Here is a 20,779-nt window from a genome sequence, read left to right as displayed (position 1 = left end):
AGGAGGAAAGCGGAAAAAAGGGGGGGGCACAGTCCCGGCAAGCCGCTGTGGGTTGACGGCCGCTTGCCGGGGCCGGGAGCTTAGTTGTAGCCGGTATTCTGGGTCAGGATGGGGTTGGTCTGGATTTCCTGGATGGGCAGCGGGAACACCAGCTTGTTGTTGTCGAGGCGGCTGGCCGAGCCGGTGCGGGTGAAGAAGGCATTCATCACCGGAATGGCCCGGTCAGTGCGCACGAGGTCGAACCAGCGGTGGCCTTCGAAATTCAATTCCAGGCGGCGCTCCAGCTCCAGGCGGGTGGTCAGGTCGGCGCGGCTGATGGCGGCGGGCAGGTCTACGGCCGGGGCGGGAGTAGCCACGGGCAGGTTGCGCGAGCGGCGGATAACGCGGTTCACGGCGTCGAGGGCCAGGGCGTTGGGGCCACCTTGCTCGTTTACGGCTTCGGCATACATCAGCAGCACGTCGGCGTAGCGCAGGATAATCCAGTCGTTTTCGGCGTCGAAGGCGCTGGTCGGCACGTCGCTGTACTTCTTGGTGTAGTACTGGGTCAGGGTTCCGACGGTGGAGGCGCCGAACGAGGCGGCCGCCCGCACGTCGGAGCTGCCGCTGGCCGTGAAGGCCGCCACCAGGTCGGGGTCCACGGAGTTGAACTGCTGGCCGGTGCCCACGTTGCCGTTCACGGTGAGGGCCACGGCCGCCGGCAGCACCGGCATAAACCAGGTGCTGAAGGAGCTGCCAATGCCCAAGCCGCCTTTGGTGTAGCGCGCGGCCGCCAGAATCTCGGTGTTCAGCTCGTTGGTCGTCAGGAAGATGTTGGCGTAGGCGGCCTGCAGCGCGTAGGCGTTGCCGTCGATTACCTTTTTGAGCGCCGTGGCGGCGGCGTCGTACTTCTTCTGGGTCAGCAGCACCTTGCCCATCAGGCCCTGGGCGGCCCCTTTGGTGATGCGGCCCAGGTTAACGCCGGTTTGGGTGGCGGGCAGGTTGTTTTCGGCAAAGGCCAGATCCTCCTCAATCAGAGCATACACCTGCTCCTTCGGCATACGGCCAAACTGGTAGGCGTCGGCAATGGACGTGATTTCGGTGGTCACCAGCGGAATATCCCCCCAGATGCGCACGGCGTTGAAGTAGGCCAGCGCCCGGATGAAGCGCACCTCACCGAAGTAGCGGTTGCGCGTGGCCGCGGTGAGCTTCACGCCGCCGGCCCGGCTCAGAATGACGTTGCAGCGGGCAATGGCGCGGTAGGTGACCAGCCACTGGCTCTGCAGGCGCGGGTTGCTGCTGGCCAGGGTAAAGTCGTTGAACTCGTTCAATAATTCGCCCGAGCTTACCGTGAAGCTGTTATCGGACGGAATCTCGGCGAAGACGAACAGGCCGCGGTTGCTGCCGTTGCCGTACAGGTCCTGCAGCGAGGAGTAGGCCGCCGTCACGCCGGTTACAATGCTCAGCGAGTCGGTGTAGCCATCGGCGGAGGGCAGGCGGGTGGGGTCGTTCAGGTCGATGAAGTCCTTGCTGCACGACGAGGTGCCCAGCGTAGCCAGGCCCAGCAGCACCGCCGCGGCCGCTCCCGAAAAGAGTTTAGGTAGAGTCATGGGGGGAAGTAGAAAGAGGTTGGTTGGGACAGCCCAGGCTGCGGAGCGAAGCCGCCGCAGGCTGGGCGGCGCCCTTAAAAGCCCAGCTGCACGCCCAGCGTGACGGTGCGGGCCATGGGGTAGGCTCCCTGGTCGACCCCGTAGGTGGGGGCGGTGGTGTTGCCGTAGTTGTTGGCTTCGGGGTTGTAGCCGAAGTACTTCGTGAAGGTGTACAGGTTCTGGATGCTGGTGTAGATGCCCAGGCTCTGCAGGCTGGCTTTCTTCACCAGCTCGGTCGGCACGCTGTAGCGCAGCGTCACGTTGCGGACGCGCAGAAATGAGGCGTCGTGCACGTAGTAGGAGCTGAACACGGTCTTCAGCGAGCCATTGACGGTGGCCAGGGGCGTTTTGCCGTCGCCGGGGTTTTCGGGGGAGCGCCAGCGGCCGAGCAGGTTGGTGCGGCCGTTGGTGCCGCCCTGGCCGTTCACCACGTAGCGGTCGGAGCCGTAGAGCACGTCGTTGCCCTGCGAGCCCTGCAGCGTCACGGCCAGCGAGAGGGCCTTGTAGCCGAAGGTGTTCTGCAGGCCGTAGGTGAAGTTGGGGAAGGGGTTGCCGATGACGCCGATATCGGACGTGTTGATCACGCCGTCGCCGTTCACATCCCGGAACTTGAAGTCGCCGGGCCGGATCACGGTGGTGCTGCCGGTCCATTTCGGGCTGCTGTCGATGTCGGCCTGGTCGCGGTAGATGCCTTCCTGCTCGTAGCCGTAGAACACGCCCAGCGGCTGGCCCGGCACCACCCGGATGGAGCTGGTGTAGCCAAACACGGCATCGAAGGTGAGCTGCTCGTTGGCCCCGGCCAGCGCCAGCACCTGGTTGCGGTTGAAGGAAAGGTTGGCGGCGGTGCTCCAGCTGAAGTCTTTGCCCTGGATGTTGGCCGTGTTCAGCTGAAATTCCAGACCGCGGTTGCGCACCTCACCCACGTTGGCCAGGGCCCGCGACGAGAAGCCCAGGATGGCGGGGATGTTGCGGTTCAGCAGCAGGTCGGTGGTGTTGCGCTGGTAGGCCGCCACGGTCAGGTACAGCCGGTCGCGGAGCAGGCCCAGGTCGAAGCCGGCGTCGAACTGGGTGTTGGTTTCCCAGCCCAGGTCGCGGATGGCCACGCCGTTGGGCGAGAAGCCGAACGTGCGGGTGCCGTTGCCGGCGCCGAACACGTAGTTGGCACCCTGCTGGTAGGCCTGGTAGTTGTAGTCACCGATGTTGTTGTTGCCGGTCACGCCGTAGCTGGCCCGCAGCTTCAGCTCGCTGATGGCCGCGAATTGCTGGATGAAGGGCTCTTCGGCCGCCCGCCAGGCCAGGGCCACCGAGGGGAAGGTGGCATAGCGGTTGTCGGGCCCGAAGCGCGACGAGCCGTCGGTGCGCAGCGCGGCGGTCAGGATGTAGCGGTCCTTGAACGAGTAGTCGAGCCGGCCAAATACCGACGTCAGCGCGTTCGAGGGGTTAAACAGGCCCTGGCCGAACACTTGGCCGGCGGCGGTAGGGTACTCGATGTTGGTGTTGGTGTAGGTGCCCGTCTGGCCCAGCACGGTGTTGCCTTCCGCCACGTTGTACTGGGCGGCGTAGCCGGCCAGCAGCGTCACGGTGTGGTTGGCCGCGAAGGTGCGGTTGTAGGTGGCCGTATTTTCCCACACCCAGTTCATGTTGGTGCTGTTCAGGCGCCGGGCATCCACGTTGTTGAGGATGGGGTTCGACAGGTTGGCGCCCTGGTTGCCGTTGGTGCCCAGCGTGGCCGGCACGTAAATGGCGCGGCGGGTTTCCAGCAGCTCGGCCCCGAAGTTGGTGCGCAGGTGCAGGCCCTTCACGGCCTCAAAGTCGAGGAAGGTGGAGCCCAGGGCGCGCACCGCGTTACTGCGGTCCTGGTAGAGGTCGAGCGGCGCTACGGGGCTCAGCAGGTCGCCGGGGTTGGTGATGGCCTGGTTGCTGCCGGTGCGGATGCCGGCGTAGTCGCCGTTGGGCAAAAATACCGGGATGATGGGCGGCATGATGATGGCGGCCGTGACGGCGCCGGTTTCGCCCGCCGGGCCGCCCCCGGTGATGCTGCCGCCGTTGTAGCTGCCCGTGGTGGGCACCACGTCGGTGCGGGTGAAGTTGGGGGCCAGACTCAGGCCCAGCTTCAGCTTCTTGCTCAGCTGGGCGTCGTAGTTGGCGCGCAGCGAGAACCGCTCGAAACCCGAGCCGCGCACAATACCGGTTTGCTTGAAGTAGCCGCCCGAGATGTAGAAGCGCGACGCGGCGGTGCCGCCGCTGGCCGACAGCTGGTACTGCTGCTGCTTGCCGGTCTGGAAAATCTCGTCCTGCCAGTCGGTGTCGGGCAGGGTGTTCTGGTCCTGGGCAAAAAGTGCCGTCATGGGGGCCGTAAAGGCCCGGTTGGCGTTGGTGTACGACTCCTTGAAGTACTCCAGGTACTGGTCGCGGTTGAGCAGCTCCAGGCGCTTGGCGACCTGCTGAATGCCCGTGTTGGCGGTGAAGTTGAAGCGGGTTCTGCCGTCGGTGGCGCCGCGCTTGGTGGTCACAATCACGATGCCGTTGCCGCCGCGCGAGCCGTAGATGGCGCAGGCCGCCGCATCCTTCAGCACCTGGATACTCTGGATGTCGCCGGGCGGAATCTGGAAGTAGCTGTCGGGGTTGTTGAGCGGGTAGCCGTCGACCACGTACAGCGGGTTGTTGCCGGCCGAAATCGAGCCCAGGCCGCGGATGCGGATAACCGCGCCGGCCCCCGGCTCGCCCGAGGGTTCCGTAATCTGGGCTCCGGCCACCAGGCCCACCAACGCTTCGGAAGGCGAGGCCACCGGCAGCAGCTCCACATCCTTGGCCGAAATTGAGGCAATGGAGGTAGCCAGCAGCTTTTTCTCCTGCACGCCGTAGCCCACCACCACCACTTCGCTCAGCGTCTTGGTATCGGGAGCCAGGGAAATATTAAGGGAGCTGCGGCCGTTCAGCGGCACTTCCTGGGCCAGGTAGCCGATAAAGGAAAACACGAGGGTCGCCTCGCCGTCGGTGGTAATCTTGAAGCGGCCGTCCGTATCGGTCTGGGTGCCGTTGGCGGTGCCCTTGGCCACCACGTTCACGCCGGGCAGCCCGCCGCCTTTCTCATCCACCACCCGCCCGGTGATGGTCACGTCGGCCGCGTGGGTGGCGTGCCGGGGTGAGTAAGCACTAACCAACGGGCCGGCCACAGCCCCGTTGCCGAACCCGATGCCGAGCACGGGCAGCAGCAGCAGCGGCTTCGCAATCCGGCGCATAGAGTGAATGGGTAAAAAACCGTTCATAGGTGAGTGGGAATGGTGGTTTGACAAAAACGGAAGCGGCAGACGGACAACGAACCCCGGCCGGAATCCAAAAAAATGCCTTTGGGCAGCTCAAAGGGCATCTTTAGGCAAGCGGGACCGGTGGGCAGCGGCCGGAGCAAGCTGCAGTGGCTGGCTGGTCCGGCGGGCAGAGCAAGTAGTGTGGGCACCAGGAAGTAGTGCTTGTTTCCGCTCCTTTGCCCGGCTAAGTACAGTACATTTAACAATGATTTAACCGCGCCAATGCGGGTTTATCTACGCAAACGTTTACATCAAACTGCGCCGGGAAGCTGCGCCGGGCGCCGGGCCGGTGACGATTGGGGAAGTACTCACTGCCCGGCGGCCGGGTGCAGGCGGGCGGCAAGGGCCGGGGCCGGGGGATGGTTTTGGGCGGGGCCGCCCGGTTCCGGCATTGCCTAAAATGCGTTAGCTTTACCAGGCTGAGCTGTCCCCTTATTAGTCCACCGTCCCCGTTTTCAGCTCTCCCAGGCGCTTTGATGAATCCAGTTAACTTGAAACGGCTTGCCCAAGAGCTGAACCTGTCGATTGCTACAGTTTCGCGGGCCCTGCAGGACAGCTACGAGGTGTCGCCCCAGACCAAGGAGCGGGTGCGGGCGCTGGCGGCCGAGCTCAACTACCAGCCCAACGCCTACGCCAGCAGCCTGCGCCGCAACCTGAGCAAAACCATCGGGGTGGTGATTCCGGAAGTCAACAACCACTTCTTCTCCCTGGCCATCAACGGCATTGAGGAGGTGGCCCGCCAGAGCGGCTACCACGTACTTATCTACCTCTCACACGACGACTACGAGCGCGAAGTCGACATCACCCACTACCTCACCGGCGGCCGGGTTGATGGGCTGCTGATGTCGGTGGCCAGTGAAACCCGGGATTTTGACCACCTGCTGAAGCTGTACGCCAGTAAGCCCGCCATCGTGTTTTTCGACCGGGTGTGCGACGCGCTGAGCACGGCCCAGGTGACGACCAACGACTACGAAAGCGGCTACCAGGCCACCCAGCACCTGATTGAGGCCGGCTGCCGCCACATTGCCCACCTGCTCGTGTCGGGCAACCTGTCCATTGGGCGCATGCGCATGCAGGGCTACCAGACCGCCCTGCACGACCACGGCATCGCCTTCGACGAGACCCTGGTGCTGAGCGGCGACCGGGATGATGAGCGCAACACCGAGCGGGTCATGGAGCTGCTGCGCACCCGCCCCGAAGTCGACGGCATCTTCGCCTCCGTCGAGCGCCTGGCCATCAGCAGCTACCAGGCCTGCAACAACCTGGGCCGCGCCATTCCCGACCAGGTCAAGATTATCGGCTTCTCCAACCTGGGCGTGGCGGCCCTGCTCGACCCGGCCCTGACCACTATCACCCAGCCCGCCTACGAGATTGGCCGGGAGGCCGCCCGCATCCTGCTGCACGCCATCGAGAAGAAAAAGCCCATTCTGCCCAGCCAGAGCCTGGTGCTGAAGTCGGAGCTGTTTCGGCGTCGCTCCACGGCTTCCTGAGCCGGCTTCCGCCCGCGGCCGCTAAACGAAAAACGGGCGGCGGAAGGGCGGTTGCAGCCACCCTTCCACCACCCGTTTTATCGGGCTGAAGTTTTTCGTCTACTCCTTGACCAGCCGGCCGCGCAGAACCTGTCCGGCCGCGGTGGTAGCCGTCAGCAGATACACGCCCGGGGCCAGGCGACCGATACGGACCGGCGCCGTGGCTTCTGCCCGCTGCTCCAGCACGAGCTGCCCGGTAAGGCTGCGCAGAGTCACGGCCACGGGGCCCGACAGGCCGTCGAGCACGAAGCTATCCGTTGCCGGGCTGGGGTAGAGCCCGACGGTCTGGGGGCGGGCAGCGGCCGTGGCGGTAATGCTGGCCGGGCGCTGGAGTACGGGCGCCGCGTCGTTGTCGTCGTAGAAGGTTTTGGACTCGAACGCGCCCGCGCTGGTGAGCCGGTACAGAATGGTCTTGCGGGCTTCGATGGTGCCCGTGCGCAGCTCACCGGAAACGCCCGCGTAGCCTTCCAGCCGGATGCGGGCCGAGGCGGCGCCGCCGTACTGGTTGTTCAGCGCAATGGTGTAGGTGCGGGCCGTGGCGGAGGTGTTCATCAGCAGCACGGTGTAGCCCGTGGCGTCGCGCAGGCCCACAAAAATGAGGTCGTCCTTGGGGTAGTTGGGGTTGGTTTCCTGGTCGCCGGGCATGTAGTTGGCCCGCTGGTTTTCGCTCAGCATAGCGAAGTGGTGCATGGTGGAGCGCCGGGTGTTGCCGGCGGTGTAGAGCGAGAAGTCCCGCTCCGACTCCCGGATGCTCCAGGGCGTCACGCAGAAGGCGCGCCGGGCCAGGGCCAGCTTGGTCATGGTGGCCAGAAACTGCCCGGCTGGAAAGCTGCTCGGGGCCCAGACGGTGCCGCTCTTGTCTTCGGTGTTCACCTCCGTCACGGCCATCCGCAGCTCCGGCCAGGTGGCGTCCAGCCCCGCGCGGGTGGCGTTGACGCTCGTCAGGTAGCCCTGCACGGCGTCGAAGCGGGTGGCCAGCTCCTGCTCCCGGCGGCCCTGGCTGTCGTAGTAGTGGAAGGCAAACGTATCCAGCAGCGGAATCTTCCGGGTGCCCACGAGCGTGTAGGCGGCGCCCACGTTGCTGATAAACTTGGAGTAGTAGAGCGAAATCGGGTTGCTGTAGAAGTTGCGGAAGTCGCCGCCGACAATCTTGCAGCTGTTGTCGGCCTGTTTGACCAGCGCGGCCATGACTTTGAACCGGTCGCGGAAGCCGTAGAATGAGTAGCCGTCCACTTCCAGGCCGTTATTGACCCAGTCGGTCAGGTTCTGGTCGGTGGCCGAGGTGGGCGTGGTTTTGGCCGGGGTCGGGTCGGGCTCGTTGCCGATGGTGTAGTAGCTGACGCGTTTGGTTTTGAAGTAGTTCACCCAGGCCGTCACCTCCCCGTTCGACAAGCCGATGGGCAGCTGCACCAGCGGCACCCCGCCCAGCTGGTCGATGACGTAGTTGACCGTCGGGAGCCAGTTTTCCTTCACCGCCCAATAGGCGTCGCGGTTGCGGCCGTTGCCGCCCACGCGGTAAAACCGGATGCGGGCCCGGTTCAGGTCGGCCGTGATGGTGGCGTTGGGCTGGCTCACCCAGTAGTTGATGCCGAAGAAATTCGGGCTCACGGGCACACCCTGGGCGGTAGCCGTCAGCGACGCGGCGCCCAGGGCCAGGCCCGCCAGCAGGGGCCGGATAAAACGCCCGCCGCTCGGGAGAAGGGTCGTAAAGGAAAAAAGGGGTTGGGGATTGGTCATGGAGTGGGATTTTGGGATGAGGAAAAGAACGAAAAGGACCGGACCGGACCGCGGCGCCCGACTCGGGGGCGCGCCGGACCCGGAAGTGGGATAAGGCGCCGAAATCAGCCCCAAAGCCAGTCCAACACCCCGGAGCCGCAGGGCCCGCCGGGTGTCAGCCTGGCTTTCGGTCAAATCTTACTTCACAATAACCAGCCGCTGGGTGGCTACCGTGCCGTTGCTGAGCAGGCGGCCGGTGTAGAGGCCGGCGGGCAGGGCTGTCCCGTTGAGCGGCACCTCGTAGTCGCGGCCGGCTTCGGCCACGTCGTCGTAGAGGGTGGCGACCAACTGGCCCAGGGCATTGTAAACCAGCAGCTGGGTGCTGGCCGTGGCGATGGTGCGGAAACGCACCACGGCGTGGTCGGCGAAGGGGTTGGGGTAGGCGTCAAACCGGGCCGCGGCGGTAGTGGTGGGGACGGGCGGCGCAGCGGTGCCCTTGGCCGCCGGGGAGCAGGTGCCCAGCGGGTCGCCGTGCTGGCTGAGGTGAGTGGCCACCGCAGTGGGCGAAAGACAGAGGGCGTGGCCGTTGTGGCACACGGCCACTTTGTCGTTCTTATTGCCGCAGCGCACGTCCAGCACGGTGATGGTCACGGCGGCGGTGGCCGCACAGCCGAACTCATTCGTGGCCGTGACGGTGAAGACGTAGGTGCCAGCCGCCGTGGGCGTAAATACCGGGGTGGCGCTGGCCGCATTGCTCAGGCCTTCGGCCGGCAGCCAGGCGTAGGCCGTGGCGCCGGGGGCCGAGGTGGCGTTGGCGGCCGTCAGCGTCAGCTGCTGGGCGCCGTAGCCCAGGGCCAGGGTCTGGCTGTCGAGGCCGGTGAAGGTCGGGTCGGGGCGGCTCACGCCAATATTCACGGCGGGCCGCACCCCGAGCACCGTAACGACGGCCGCCGCCGAGGCCTGGTTGCCATTGGTATCGGTAGCGGTGAGCGTCACCGGGTTGTCGCCCAGCGTGGAGCAGTCGAAGCTGGTGCGGTCGAGGCGGAGCTGGCTGATGCCGCAGGCGTCGGTGCTGCCGTTGTCTACCTGGGCCGCCGTGATGGTCGCCACGCCATTGATCAGGGTCACGGAGACAGTGCGGGTCAGCACGCTGGGCGCGGTGTGGTCCTGCACGGTAACCGTGGCCGGGGCCGAGGCGGTGTTGCCGTTGCTGTCCGTCACGGTCAGCTGCACCAGGTTGGCGCCCACGTTCGAGCAGTCAAAGGTGGCTTTGTCGAGCGCGAAGCCCGCCACGCCGCAGTTGTCGGCCGAGCCGTTGTCGAGCTGCGCGGCCCGGATGGAAGCCTGGCCGCGGGCATCCAGCTCCACGGTCAGGTTTTGCGTCTGCACGGCCGGGGCCAGCGTATCCCGCACGATTACCAGCTGCGGCACCGTGGCGGTGCTGCCGTCGGCGTAGGCGAAAGTCCAGGCAATATGGAACGTGCCCTGGCTGGCGTACTGCACCGCGTCGGTGGTCGTGGCCGTGATGCTGCTTCCGCAGTTATCCGGGGCCGTGGGCGCCGTTGCCGTCACGGAGCAGGCGTCGGTCAGCAGCGGCAGCACGGGCAGGGGGCGGCTGCCGGTCAGGGCCTGGGCCGGGGCGGCGTAGCGCGAATACAGGCCTTCGGCTCTGGTGCGCACCTGGTAGTAGTAGCGCGTACCGAAAGCCAGGCAGGAGTCGGAGTAGGTAGTAACGGCGGCGGCAGTGGTAGCCAGCGGCGCGTAGGTGAGCCCGTCGGTAGAGCGCCCGATTTCGAAGCCGGCGGCCCCGGCGGCGTTGTCCATCCAGCTCAGGGCAATGGCAGTGCCGGCAGCGGTGGCGGTGAGCAGGGTCGGCGGGGCCAGCACCGAGTCGCGCAGGGCCTGAATGAAGGCCGCGTTGCCCGCCCCGAAGCCGTAGCCCCAGGTCAGGGCCGCGCTTTTGGAAATGGCGCCCTTGGCCCCGTTGTAGTCGGTCAGCTGCTGGTCAGGATTCAGCGGGTAGTGGAAGGAGCCGCCGCCCGCGTCGGTGCCGTCGGGCGAAGTGAGCTTGGGGCTGCGCACCGTCTGAAAGAGGGCCGAGGGCACGCCCAGGTTGCCGCCGCCCTTGGTGGCCAGGGCGTGAATGGCCCCGTCGACCCCGGTGGCCGCGCCGGTTTTCAGCAGCACCATGTCGTACTGGGTGATGTTGAAGGAGGTGGTGGGCGCCAGGTTGGTGAGGTAAGTCGGATTCTCAAGCAGCAGGTCCAGGGTGAAGTCCGCGGCGTCGAGGTCGGGCACGTAGCCGGCGGGGCCGGCCAGGCGGCGCAGCACGATGGTGGTGCCCAGGCGCAGATCCTGCCAGAGCGCCACGTTGGCGAAGCGGTACTTGCCGCCGTTGTCGGTCGAGTTGTTGCTCTCAAAGTCCTTCACCACCACGTTGCGCAGGTCCAGGTGATCCTGCACGACCAGCAGCTCCACCGCGTCGGTGCTGCCGCTGGCGTCGTTGGAGCCGTTGTACACGCGGTTGACCACGATGGTGGGGGCCGTGAAGGCGGCGTTGCGCAGCGCGTTGATGTAGGTGACGTTGGGTGTGCCGAATCCGTCGCCCCAGCTGCGGCTGGCGCTGGTGGAGGTAGCCACGCTGCTGCCGGTGTAGTCGGCGGCGCTCTGGGTTGGGTTCAGCGGGTACACAAACGCACCCGTGCCCAGGCCGGCGCTCAGCAGGAGCTTGGGACTGGCGACGCCCGCAAAAAAGGCCGTGCTGCCGCCGTTCGAGCTCATGGCGTGCACGGCGTTGGCTGTTCCGCCGGCGCTGCCGGTTTTCAGCAGCACCATGTCGGTCTGGGTCAGGTTGAAGTTCTGGCCGGCCGGGGCCAGCGCGTCGAGGTAAGCCGCGTTTTCCAGCAGCAGATCGAGCTTGAAGTCGGCCGGGTCCACGTCGGGGGCGTAGCCGCTGATGCCGGAAGTCAGGCGGCGCAGCACGATGGTGGTGCCGATGCGCAGCTCTTTCCACAGCGGATTGTCTTTGAACTGGTACTTGCCGCCGGTGTCGCTGGTCAGGTTGGCTTCGAAGTCCTTTACAATCAGCCCGCGCAGGTCGAGGCGGTCCTGGGTTACGAGCAGCTCCACCGCGTCCTGGCTGCCGTCGCCGGTAGAGGTGGCGTTGTAGAGCCGGTTTACCACGATACCCGTCATCGGCTGCTCCTCAAACGTGAGCCGGGAGAAGTTCAGGCTGCTGCTCACGATGTCGAACCGGAGCGTGGCGCCGGGCGAGGCCTCCAGGTACACGTTGTTGATGACCAGATCCTGGTAGGTGCCGAAGCCACCGGTGGCCGGCACCGGCACGATGCCGGTGCGGTCCACGTCGTTCACCGACAGCCGCAGGGAGCCCGTGGAGGTGGCGCCCGTGGCTACCCGCACCGTGACGCGGTAGAGGCCGGTGCGCAGGATGTTGACCGTGTATTTCAGCCACTCGCCGCTGGCCGAGTAGCCCACGTTGCCCGTGCCGCCGTCACCCTTTTCCGTGTCCACGCTCTCGTTGGCGCGGGGCACGGTGGGGTCGACGGCCGCCCCGCGGTTGACGGCGTCCGAGTCGAAGTAAGCCACGTTCGGGCCGCCGTTGTCAAACTCCACGGCCTTCACCACGCCCGGAACAACGGCGGGGGCCGGCAGAAACGGGGTGCGCACGCAGCTGCTCACCTGCAGGGGCGCCCTGGTCACCACAATCGTGGTGTCGGGGTTCACCAGCGTCATGGTCACGGTGGGCGTGCCGGCCGCGGCGTAGCGCACGGCTACCGGGCCCTTGCCGGTAGCGGTTGGGGGCGTGGCGCCGGCGCCGAAATCCCAGTTTATCGTGGTGAACTCGCCCAGCACCGTGGCCGCGAAATTCACCGCCTCGGGCGCGACGCAGGTGAAGGTTTTATCGGCCGAGAAAGTCGCCAGCGTGAAGCTTTGGCCGGGGTTGAGGTAGGTGGGCGGCCGCGTGTTCTGGGCGTGCTGCAGCGAGTACACGATTTTCTTCGTCAGCGCGCCCTGGCTGTTGAAGAGCAGTACCAGCGTCGACTGCGCGTAGAGCTTGCCGTTGTAAGAGCTGGCGAGGCCGGCCGGCACGTTGATTTTCAGGGCTGCCACGCCCGGCACCGGGGCCGTGGAAAGCTGCACCGTGAAGTCGTAGTCCGTTGCGTCGCTTTCGTTGAGCAGCATCACCGCGGTGGTGCCGTTATCAGTGCTGCTGAGCACTTTCACCAGCGCCTGGTTGTCGGTGGCGTTAAGGTTGGTGCCGTGCATGTTTTCCGATACCAGCATCTCATGCCAGAAGGCCGAGCGGGGCTTGATGGTCGCACCCGAGCCGTCGAGGTAGCCCAGGTCGCCCACGCCCCGGGCCCCGTTGCCCTCGTGAATCGACCAGGGCTGCATCGATACGGCCTCGTACTTCATGCCCACCCCGAATACCTCGGCCCAGTACTGGCCGTTGAGGAAGGAATGCACGCCCACGCCTTCCACGGTATTGGCGGTGGGGTTGGCGTAGTCGACGTTGAACTCGGTGAGGGCCCAGCGCAGCGCGTTGGCCCCGGTGCGGTTGTGCAGGGCGTTGGCGCTGGCCATCAGGCCCAGCAGGTTGGTCACGTTGGCGGTCAGGTTCTGGGTGCCATTCACCACCTGGGCCCGCGTCTGGGTGCCCGCAAACGGGTAGGTGTGAAAGGAGATGACGTCGATGTAGTAGCGGCCGCTGGCATCGGTGCCGGTAACGTCGTTGGCCCCGCCCACCAGGGCCGGGAAGTAGCTGTTGTAGGCGGCATTCTCCGGCCCCACAATCAGAATGCCGGGGTCCACCGCTTTCATAGCCGACGCAAACGCCTTGAGGTAGGCCGCCACGCCCGCCACGGGGGTTGGGTTGGGGTGGGCCGCATTGTTCAGGTCGGGCTCGTTGCCGATAATCCAGTACTTCACGTGCCGGCCCATCGTGATGTTGACGTGGTGCACGACCTGGGCCGCCTGCGCCGCCGTGAACCGGCCCCGCCCTTCCGACACCTGCACCATCGGCTCGGCCCCGATGCGCCGGACGGAGTCAATCAGCGCAATGTACTGCGGATTGGTCACCAGGTTGGAGTTCACGCCGTTGCCGCCGATGCGCACCATGCGCACCTTCGACTGCTGCACCACCGGCCACAGCCGGTCGAGCTGCCCGTTGAAAACCTGAGTGCCCAGGGCTGTAGGCAGCCAGGCGTTCTGCCCGGCCAGGTAGGGTGAAATAGCCTGCCCGTAGCTGGACGTTAGCGTGAGCAGACCCAGCAGAACGAGGGATAAAATTCTTTTCATGGGAATTTTGGGGTTGTTTCAGAAGGAGCAGATCAGCGGATGACAGCGGTTGGCGGCAGCTGCCGGGGCACAGAAGCCCCGTGTTTTTCGCCCGCCGGCGGGGCCTCTGGCCCAGTCGGGCGCGGGCACTACCGGACACTAGGATTCCGGACGCCCCAAAAGGCGCGCGGGTAGGTTGGGGGCAGGACGAATGACGGCGGGGCCGTCCGGGGCAGTTGCAAAGGCCCGGGCTGCCGGGGCCGGCGGCGGGTAGGTGCAGGAGGCAGAAGCTGCGCGGGGGCAGCCGAACCGCCGGCAATGGCGGGTGGCTAAAGGTTGGGAAACCAGCCGGCAAAACACAGCAAGTCACCGGATTTATCTACGGAAACGTTTGCGTTGCCCCACTTGGTCCCGGTTGGCGTTGCCGAGTTATGAGGCCGGATAAACTGGTGCTCACCGGGGTATTGCAGCCTGGCGCGCGGCACACCGGCCTACAGGCAACGTCCTTGGTAAAGCTCCGTGGGGCCGACGTTAGTTACACCAACCGGCCCGGCAGCAAGCCCGGCCGCAGCTACCACTCTCCCTGCCGCCGCCTGCGGCGGCTAGCCGGCGTCCGGCCTGGGTCACTGCGGTGGCGTGGCTCCGTGGCGCGAAAAAAGTATTGTAAACGGAACCGGGGCGGCAGATGTATCCTGCCGCCCCGGTTCCGTTTATAAGACTAGCCCCACCTTGATACCGACCGGCAGGAAGAATCCGGCGGAGCCGTAGTTGCTCATGCCCGATGCATACCGGCCGGCCGGGAGCGCGCTGGTGCTGGTCCAGGCGGCGCGCCAGCCCAGGCCCACGAACAGGTCGATAACGAGGGGCGTGTTGTCCAGCACCATCTGCTTGCCCACGACGGCCGTGGCCCCGAGGCGGGTAATGGTTTCGGTCTGATCGGCCAAGAGGTACTGGTAGTACAGCAGCCCGTTGGGGCCTGGTTCGGGCTGCCAGCTGCGGGCCTGAAAGTCTACTTTGAAGCGCTGCAGCTGGGGGCCGCCGGCCACGTAAAGCCCCGCCAGCGGCCGGGCGCGCAGGCTCAGATAGCGGCGGTACTGCACGTCGAGGCCGGCGCCGCGCACCTGGTCGCGGCCGCCTTCGCTGGGCTCGGAGGTCGTGTTGCTCACGGGACCGTAGTAGAGCTGGGGCGTCAGGCTCAGGCTCTGCTGGTAATGCTGGCCCCAGGCTTTTTCCAGACTGAGCTGATAGCCCCGGGCCAGCAGCGGCAGCACCGCCGCCTTGATGGCCAGCACCTGGGGCGGAGTGGCCGTAGCCGCGGGCAACAGAAGCTGCGCGGCCGCCGGGTGCGCCAGGCCCAGCAGCCCGGCCGCCAGCCAGCGGCCCCCGGCCCGGGTCCAGAGAGCGGGCATTACAGGGAAGGCGTGATGGGCAGCTTGCTCAGGGGCGTGAGCTTGCCACCCTGATACGTGTACTGGTACAGGCCGTCGGGGCCGATGGCCAGCAGGTTGCCCCGGTTGGGAATAACGTCCGAGACATTCACGCCGAACGACTGCAGGGGCAGCAGCTCGGGCGCATTGGCCGTGCTGAATACCTTCAGCTGTTCCTTATCACACACGAACAGCAGGGCGCTGTCGACGCCCAGGCCCATGGGATGCACCATAGGGTAGGAGCGGACCAGGCGCGGGGCGCGCAGGTTGGTCAGGTCAATGACCTGCAACTGATTGATGCCGCCGCCGCAGGCGCGGCCCCCGCGCAGCGTCACGTAGGCATACCGGTCGTCGACCACCACCGGGTCGCAGCTCACCACGTGCTCGTAGTAGGCCAGCTGCTCGGGCGCGGTCGGCACCGAGGCGTCGAAGATGTACATGCCCCGCTGGGTACCCAGAAACAGGTAGGGCGCCTTCGGGAAGATGGTTTCGATGCCCACGCGCAGGTCGACCACGGGGCCCCGGGTGGGAGCCGTCGGCGTGGCTAGGCTGAACAGGCGCAGGCTTTGGTTATCGACGACGTAGAGGGTAGTGCCCATCACGGTAAAGCGGGCCAGGGAGCCCCCCTTGCCATTGTCGGCGGCCAGGTTAGGACTCGACGCATCTTTGTTGGAGCAGGAGGCCAGCCCGGCGAGCAGCAGCAGGTGAGCGGCGCAACGGGCCGGCAGGGTAGAGGAAAGGCGCATAAAAATCGGAACGAAGGATTAAAGCTTCTGCCACCCGACCACCACGGCATCGGCCGGACGATTCGGGCTCTGGTACTCCTGAGGAATGCTGCCCAGCTGGGGCATGGGCAGCTCCGGCACCGCGTCGCGGACGCGGTGCAGCAGGCGGACATGGCGGGCGTCACTCACGTCGAAGGTGAGCAGGTCGGGGCCGCTGTCGGCGTAGAGCAGATTGCCCTGCATGGCCACGTCCACGTTGCCCGGAATGCGCAGAAAGGCCACGGCCTCGGGGTGAGTAGGGTCGTGGTTGTCGATGATGTGGACGCCCTCGTACTGCTCGTTGATGTAGATATACGGGTCGCGCAGGTAAATCTTGCCGGTGTTGCGCAGTACCTGGGGCGGCAGGGCGGCCACGGCCTGCTCCAGCTGGGAGCGGGCCATCAGCAGGGGCTTATACTTGGGTAGCGGATCCGGCTCAAACGGGTCGACCATCGGGCAGCCGCTGAGTGAGAGCAGCAGGCCGCCGAGCAGCAGGTAGTAAAGTCTTTGCATAGGGTCAGCAGCGCTGGGTTTAATGATACAGCAGTCTAAGGTCGGGATACCAAACCGGAACGCAAGGTTGCATCAGCAAGCAGAATAGTGCTGCCGATGGCCCAGGGCCGCAAGGCGACTCTGGCGGCTTTACTGCTTTACTATTTTCCGGGTGTCCACCCGGCCGTTTGTTTCCGTGCGCACCAGGTAAAGGCCCGCGGGCCAGGGGGCCGTAGTCAGCCGCAGCTCATCCGCGCCGGCCGCCTCAAACACTACCGGCATCGGCCGGCCCAGCGCGTTGGTTACCGTCACCCGGTCGGGCCGCGGGCCGGGGCCGGTGTTCAGGGTCAGGGAGCTGCTGAAGGGGTTGGGGTAGGAGCTGAAGCCGGCGCGGGCGCGGGGTTTGGCAGCCAGCGGCGCACTGAGGCGGCTTAGGCGGTAGGGCCGCAGAAAGCGCCACACTTCCCGGCTGGCGTTGATGTCGCGGTTGGTAACGCCGATGGTGAAGGCCGAGCCGGGCCAGGTGTGGCCGCCGCCGATGATGCGGTAGTGCTCCACCACGCTGCCATTACGCCCCCCGCGCCACACCGACCGCTCCGCTGTGCTGCCGTCGGTGGTGTTCACGTCGGGAACCTGGGTAACCTGGGGCGTGGGCGCGCAGCCATTAAACTGCACCCAGTAGCTGAGTACCGTCGGAACGGGCAAAAACAGCGAGTTACCGTTGTAAGGCACCGTGTTGTCGGCCGTGCCGTGTATCTGAAGGACCGGCACCGGGTGCTGGGGCGCAAACGTATTGAGGTGGCTCTGCACGATGCTGCCCGTGACGGACGCAACAGCGGCCACCCGGCCACTGAGGCGGCCCGCCAGCTCGTAGCTCATAAAGCCCCCGTTGCTCATGCCCGTGCTGTAAATCCGGTCCGGGTCGATGTTGTAAGTGAGCCTGAGCGAGTCGATCAGGGCCGAGAGGAAGGCCACATCATCAATTCCGCCGGGCGGGGCAAACGTGTTCCAGGCGCGGTTGCCGGCACCGTCAACCGTACCATTGGGGTGTACTACCAGGAAGTTGGCCGTATCGGCAATGGGGCGGAAGTCGCCGTAGTTTTCCTGTTCCAGATTGCTGGAGCCGTAGCCGTGCAGGTTGAAGAGCAGCGGCACCCGGGTAGCGGCCGAGTAGGCCGCCGGCACGTAGAGGCGGTAGTCGCGGCGCAGCCCGCCACTCCGGATGCTGCCCTGCACCGTGGTTTGGGCCCGGACGGCGGGAGCCAGGGCCAGGGTCGTCAGCAGCAGCAGAAAGTAAAAGCGAAGAGTCATAACCGCGAAAATAAAAAGATGAAAAGGAAGAGTGCTGCCAGCCTGCGCTGCATGGCTTCGGGTCGGTTTACGCCACCCGGGTATATCCCAGCGGGGCAAGAAGCACCCAAAAAAGGAAACGGCTGGCTTGGAGCAAGAAAAAACGACTTTGAGCCCGGAGCCCAAAGTCGTTTTATAGCTGTCTGAACAGGCGGGTCGGCTATTTTTTCGAGTACTGCTCGTAGCGTACGGGGTTCTTCTTCTTGTCTTTTTTACGGCCAATCAGACCCCCGGCCGCGGCGCCGGCCACGCCCCCGATTACCGCGCCCTTGGTGCCGCCGACTACGGCGCCCCCCACTACGCCGGCCCCGCCGCCAATGGCAGCCCCTTTGGCTTTACCGCTCCAGCCTTTCTTGGGCGTGGTTTGCGCCTGGGCCGTTTCAGGAGCCACCACTGCGGTCAGCATCACCGCGGTGGAAAACAGCGCTATATATCCTTTGAAGGTTTTCATGACGTCTGGATTCAGGTGAGAAAATGAATGTGGGTTGTAACGCAGAAAGAGCGGCGCGGGTTATAACCCCCTGCTGACGTTCGTGATGCGCCCGACCTGCCCGCCGCTGCAAAGCCAAAGCAAAACCCCGGGCCTGACCGGGTCCGGGGTTTGACTGCTACCGTAATCCGGCGGCTAGTTGGTGCTGCCTTGTTTGGGCGCGGGCGGTGTGGCGGCACCCAGCGCCGGCGGGCTCTTCACGTACTGATTCAGCCAGGTGTTCATTTCCCAGAGCATGTGCAGAATAGATTCACGGGCGGCGTAGCCGTGGGCCTCGAAGGGCAGCACCACGTAGCGGGCCGTGGCCCCGTGGCCCTTCAGGGCGCTGTAAAACCGCTCCGTCTGCAGCGGAAACGTACCCGAGTTGTTATCGGCCTCCCCGTGAATCAGCAGCAGCGGGGCTTTGATCTGGTTGGCGAAGGCGAAGGGCGACATCTGGTTGTACACCGCGGGCGCTTCCCAGTAGGTGCGCTCCTCGGCCTGGAAGCCGAAGGGCGTGAGCGTGCGGTTGTAGGCGCCGCTGCGGGCAATGCCGGCCCGGAACAGCGTGGAGTGCGCCAGCAGGTTGGCCGTCATAAAGGCGCCGTAGGAATGCCCCATCACGGCCACCCGCTTGGGGTCGACCACGCCCAGGCGCGCGCCTTCGTCGATGGCGGCTTTGGCGCTGGCTACCAGCTGCTCGGTGTAGGTGTCGTTGGGCTCCTGGGTGCCTTCGCCCACAATCGGAATGGACGTGGCCTGGAGCACGGCATAGCCCTGGGTAACCCAGAAAATCGGGGAGCCCCAGCTCACGCGGGTGAAGGCGTAGGGGGAGCCTTTCACCTGGCCCGCGTTTTTCCTGTCCTTAAACTCTACCGGGTATGCCTCCATCAGCGTGGGCAGCGGGCCGGTTTCCTTCGCGTAGTTGGGCGGCAGATACAGGTTGGCCGTCAGCTCCACGCCGTCGGCCCGCTGGTACTTGAGCACCTGCTTGGTCAGCGGACCCAGGGCCGCGTACGGGTTGGCAAATCTGGTCAGGGCCGTGAGCTTCTGCTTGCGCACCTCGCGCAGGAAGTAGTTCGGGTTTTCCTGCGCCGACTCGCGCCGGGTCAGCAGCTCACGCCGGGCTACGTCCAGAATGGTCACCGGCACCTCGTAGTACGGCGCCGCCGACTGCCACCACCGCTCGGTTTTGCGGGTTTTTACATCCAGCTCGTCCACGAAGGGCCGCTCCCCCTGGGCCGAGGCGCCGGCGCCCACGAAGTAGAGCTTCTCGCTTTTAGCGTCGGTAGCCAGCACGTAGCGGCCGGCCGCGTTGCGCACCTCGAACGGCGTGCCGGGGTCGGAATACGTGTCCTGCGACGAGCGGCTGAACAGCACGGCGGGCGTCGCTTTGGTCGTGGGGTTCAGCAGCCAGGTCATCTCCTTGCGGTCCGACCAGCGGTAGCCTTCCACCAGCGCCAGCGTGGCCGTACCCCAGCTGATACTGCGGAAGCGCAGGGGCAAAGCGGCCAGCTCCTGGGGAGCATTTTCAAATGGTGAGGCCAGAGTAAACAGCTTCTCCCGGATAGCCGTCGGGGCTTTCGGGTTGCCGCCGTCCTGGGCTTCCACCCAGTACACGGTGGCCGGGACGTCGTCGCGCCAGCCGTGCTCCCGGGCGCCGGTGGGCACCGCGTCGAAGCTGGTGGGCAGGTTGTCGGCCAGCGGCGACTCGGCCAGCACCTTCACCACCAGGCCCTCCAGGCTCAGGACCTTGACCTGCTCGGGAAAGCTGCTCACGGGCAGGGTGTAGGAGTAGGGCCGCTGCCGGGACTTGACCAGCACAAACTGCCCGTTGGGCGAGGCCACTGCGCTCTGAATGATACCCGGGTCGCCTAAGGGCTGCATCCGCCCCAGCTGCAGATCCACTTTCACCAGCTGCGCGGCGGCGTAGTAGTCGAACAGCTTTTCGTCGCCGGGGCTTCTCAGCAGATCCTGATAGGTGCGGGCGGCCGCTTTCTTGCCGGCATTTTCCTGCACAATCGGACCCATCGGCACGGGATTGATAACCGGGGCCTCGCCGCGGCCGCCCACAATGGCGCGGGCCAGCAGCGTGTGGGAGTCGGGCAGCCACTGAAACGACGAGCCGAATACGCTGTTCAGAAACAGGTTCGGCATCAGCCGGGCCGAGGCCGAGGCCACGTCGACCACCCACAGCTCAATGTGGTTGGCCGTGGTATGGGTGAAAGCGACTTTGGTGTTGTCCGGCGACCAGGTCACTTCGCTGATGCGGGCTTTGGCGGGCAGGCCCTGCACGGGCAGCTCCCGGCCGTCGGGCAGGCGACGCAGGCGCAGGTCGGTGAGGTAGGTGGTGCGGCTGGGGCCGTTGGTGCGCGGGTTCAGCCGCAGGCCGGCCAGGCGCAGCTCAGGCTGGGCCAGCTCGGCAATACCGGGCATTTCCTGCACGCTCATCATCAGCAGCCACTGTCCGTTGGAAGCCACGCTCACCCGGGGCAGCACCGCGGCGTCCACCATATCGGTAATGGCTTTGGGCGGCTGCTGGTACATAGCGTCCTGGGCTAAAACGGGGCCTTGGCAAAGTGCTAAAAATGCAAAGAGGTAGAATTTTTTCATGCTCAAATTGAAACGTAGTAAGCGGGCGGAGGAAACGGCGCCTCTAATATAGAAGAAGGGCTGGCAGTGAGTTGATAATTAATTTAGGGGCTTAGGAAGCAAATCGAGCTTAGAGGGGCCGTTGGCGAAGTTCTTTGAGCAAGACTTTATACACGTTTTCGTAGCGATGGTTGAAGCGAAATTCACAT

General features: G+C 65.5%; 11 protein-coding genes. 1 reads left to right on the top strand and 10 read right to left on the bottom strand.

Going from position 1 to position 20,779, the window contains the following annotated elements; translation table 11 throughout:
* Positions 1 to 80: 80 nt before the first annotated feature.
* Positions 81 to 1,586 carry a RagB/SusD family nutrient uptake outer membrane protein gene (locus tag ABD842_RS18600; protein WP_345117223.1) on the bottom strand — a complete coding sequence of 502 codons (1,506 nt, stop codon included), beginning with the start codon at positions 1,584 to 1,586 and terminating at the stop codon, positions 81 to 83.
* A 74-nt stretch (positions 1,587 to 1,660) separates the two neighbouring features.
* On the bottom strand, positions 1,661 to 4,867 hold the full coding sequence (locus ABD842_RS18595; protein WP_345117221.1) for a SusC/RagA family TonB-linked outer membrane protein: 3,207 nt from the start codon (positions 4,865 to 4,867) through the stop codon (positions 1,661 to 1,663).
* Between the two features lie 557 nt (positions 4,868 to 5,424).
* On the opposite strand from ABD842_RS18595, the gene ABD842_RS18590 reads away from it, so the two are divergent.
* Positions 5,425 to 6,423 carry a LacI family DNA-binding transcriptional regulator gene (locus tag ABD842_RS18590; protein ID WP_345117219.1) on the top strand — a complete coding sequence of 333 codons (999 nt, stop codon included), beginning with the start codon at positions 5,425 to 5,427 and terminating at the stop codon, positions 6,421 to 6,423.
* A 99-nt stretch (positions 6,424 to 6,522) separates the two neighbouring features.
* On the opposite strand, the gene ABD842_RS18585 is transcribed toward ABD842_RS18590, so the two are convergent.
* The 8 genes from ABD842_RS18585 to ABD842_RS18550 form a co-directional block, all read right to left on the bottom strand.
* Positions 6,523 to 8,199 carry a T9SS type A sorting domain-containing protein gene (locus ABD842_RS18585; RefSeq protein WP_345117217.1) on the bottom strand — a complete coding sequence of 559 codons (1,677 nt, stop codon included), beginning with the start codon at positions 8,197 to 8,199 and terminating at the stop codon, positions 6,523 to 6,525.
* Between the two features lie 177 nt (positions 8,200 to 8,376).
* Entirely contained in the window at positions 8,377 to 13,497 is a 5,121-nt protein-coding gene (locus ABD842_RS18580) for a carbohydrate-binding protein (RefSeq protein WP_345117215.1), read from the bottom strand.
* A 689-nt stretch (positions 13,498 to 14,186) separates the two neighbouring features.
* A complete protein-coding gene (locus ABD842_RS18575) occupies positions 14,187 to 14,885 on the bottom strand; it encodes a hypothetical protein (RefSeq protein ID WP_345117213.1) in 699 nt (232 codons plus the stop codon).
* Positions 14,885 to 15,649, bottom strand: a complete 765-nt coding sequence (locus ABD842_RS18570; RefSeq protein WP_345117212.1) for an LVIVD repeat-containing protein — start codon at positions 15,647 to 15,649, stop codon at positions 14,885 to 14,887. The genes ABD842_RS18575 and ABD842_RS18570 overlap by 1 nt, the downstream gene beginning before the upstream one ends.
* 18 nt (positions 15,650 to 15,667) lie before the next feature.
* A complete protein-coding gene (locus ABD842_RS18565; RefSeq protein ID WP_345117210.1) occupies positions 15,668 to 16,180 on the bottom strand; it encodes an LVIVD repeat-containing protein in 513 nt (170 codons plus the stop codon).
* 129 nt (positions 16,181 to 16,309) lie between these two features.
* Positions 16,310 to 17,470: an extracellular catalytic domain type 1 short-chain-length polyhydroxyalkanoate depolymerase gene (locus ABD842_RS18560; protein ID WP_345117208.1), complete on the bottom strand. Its 1,161-nt coding sequence runs from the start codon at positions 17,468 to 17,470 to the stop codon at positions 16,310 to 16,312.
* 199 nt (positions 17,471 to 17,669) lie between these two features.
* Complete coding sequence (locus tag ABD842_RS18555) at positions 17,670 to 17,960, bottom strand: glycine zipper domain-containing protein (protein WP_345117206.1); 291 nt, start codon at positions 17,958 to 17,960, stop codon at positions 17,670 to 17,672.
* Between the two features lie 174 nt (positions 17,961 to 18,134).
* The gene (locus ABD842_RS18550) at positions 18,135 to 20,525 is read right to left on the bottom strand and encodes a S9 family peptidase (protein WP_345117204.1); all 2,391 of its coding nucleotides are present in this window, start codon (positions 20,523 to 20,525) and stop codon (positions 18,135 to 18,137) included.
* Positions 20,526 to 20,779: the final 254 nt, after the last annotated feature.

Source organism: Hymenobacter algoricola, from assembly GCF_039539525.1.
GTDB classification, from domain to species: Bacteria; Bacteroidota; Bacteroidia; order Cytophagales; family Hymenobacteraceae; genus Hymenobacter; species Hymenobacter algoricola.
The sequence above is the reverse complement of the archived record's forward strand: the minus strand, read 5'-3'. Positions and strand labels throughout refer to the sequence as shown.

Coding starts and splice junctions, on each gene's coding strand:
- ABD842_RS18600 (WP_345117223.1), bottom strand. CDS start 1,586: ATGACTCTACCTAAACTCTTTTCGGGAGCGGCCGCGGCGGTGCTGCTG.
- ABD842_RS18595 (WP_345117221.1), bottom strand. CDS start 4,867: ATGCGCCGGATTGCGAAGCCGCTGCTGCTGCTGCCCGTGCTCGGCATC.
- ABD842_RS18585 (WP_345117217.1), bottom strand. CDS start 8,199: ATGACCAATCCCCAACCCCTTTTTTCCTTTACGACCCTTCTCCCGAGC.
- ABD842_RS18580 (WP_345117215.1), bottom strand. CDS start 13,497: ATGAAAAGAATTTTATCCCTCGTTCTGCTGGGTCTGCTCACGCTAACG.
- ABD842_RS18575 (WP_345117213.1), bottom strand. CDS start 14,885: ATGCCCGCTCTCTGGACCCGGGCCGGGGGCCGCTGGCTGGCGGCCGGG.
- ABD842_RS18570 (WP_345117212.1), bottom strand. CDS start 15,649: ATGCGCCTTTCCTCTACCCTGCCGGCCCGTTGCGCCGCTCACCTGCTG.
- ABD842_RS18565 (WP_345117210.1), bottom strand. CDS start 16,180: ATGCAAAGACTTTACTACCTGCTGCTCGGCGGCCTGCTGCTCTCACTC.
- ABD842_RS18560 (WP_345117208.1), bottom strand. CDS start 17,470: ATGACTCTTCGCTTTTACTTTCTGCTGCTGCTGACGACCCTGGCCCTG.
- ABD842_RS18555 (WP_345117206.1), bottom strand. CDS start 17,960: ATGAAAACCTTCAAAGGATATATAGCGCTGTTTTCCACCGCGGTGATG.
- ABD842_RS18550 (WP_345117204.1), bottom strand. CDS start 20,525: ATGTACCAGCAGCCGCCCAAAGCCATTACCGATATGGTGGACGCCGCG.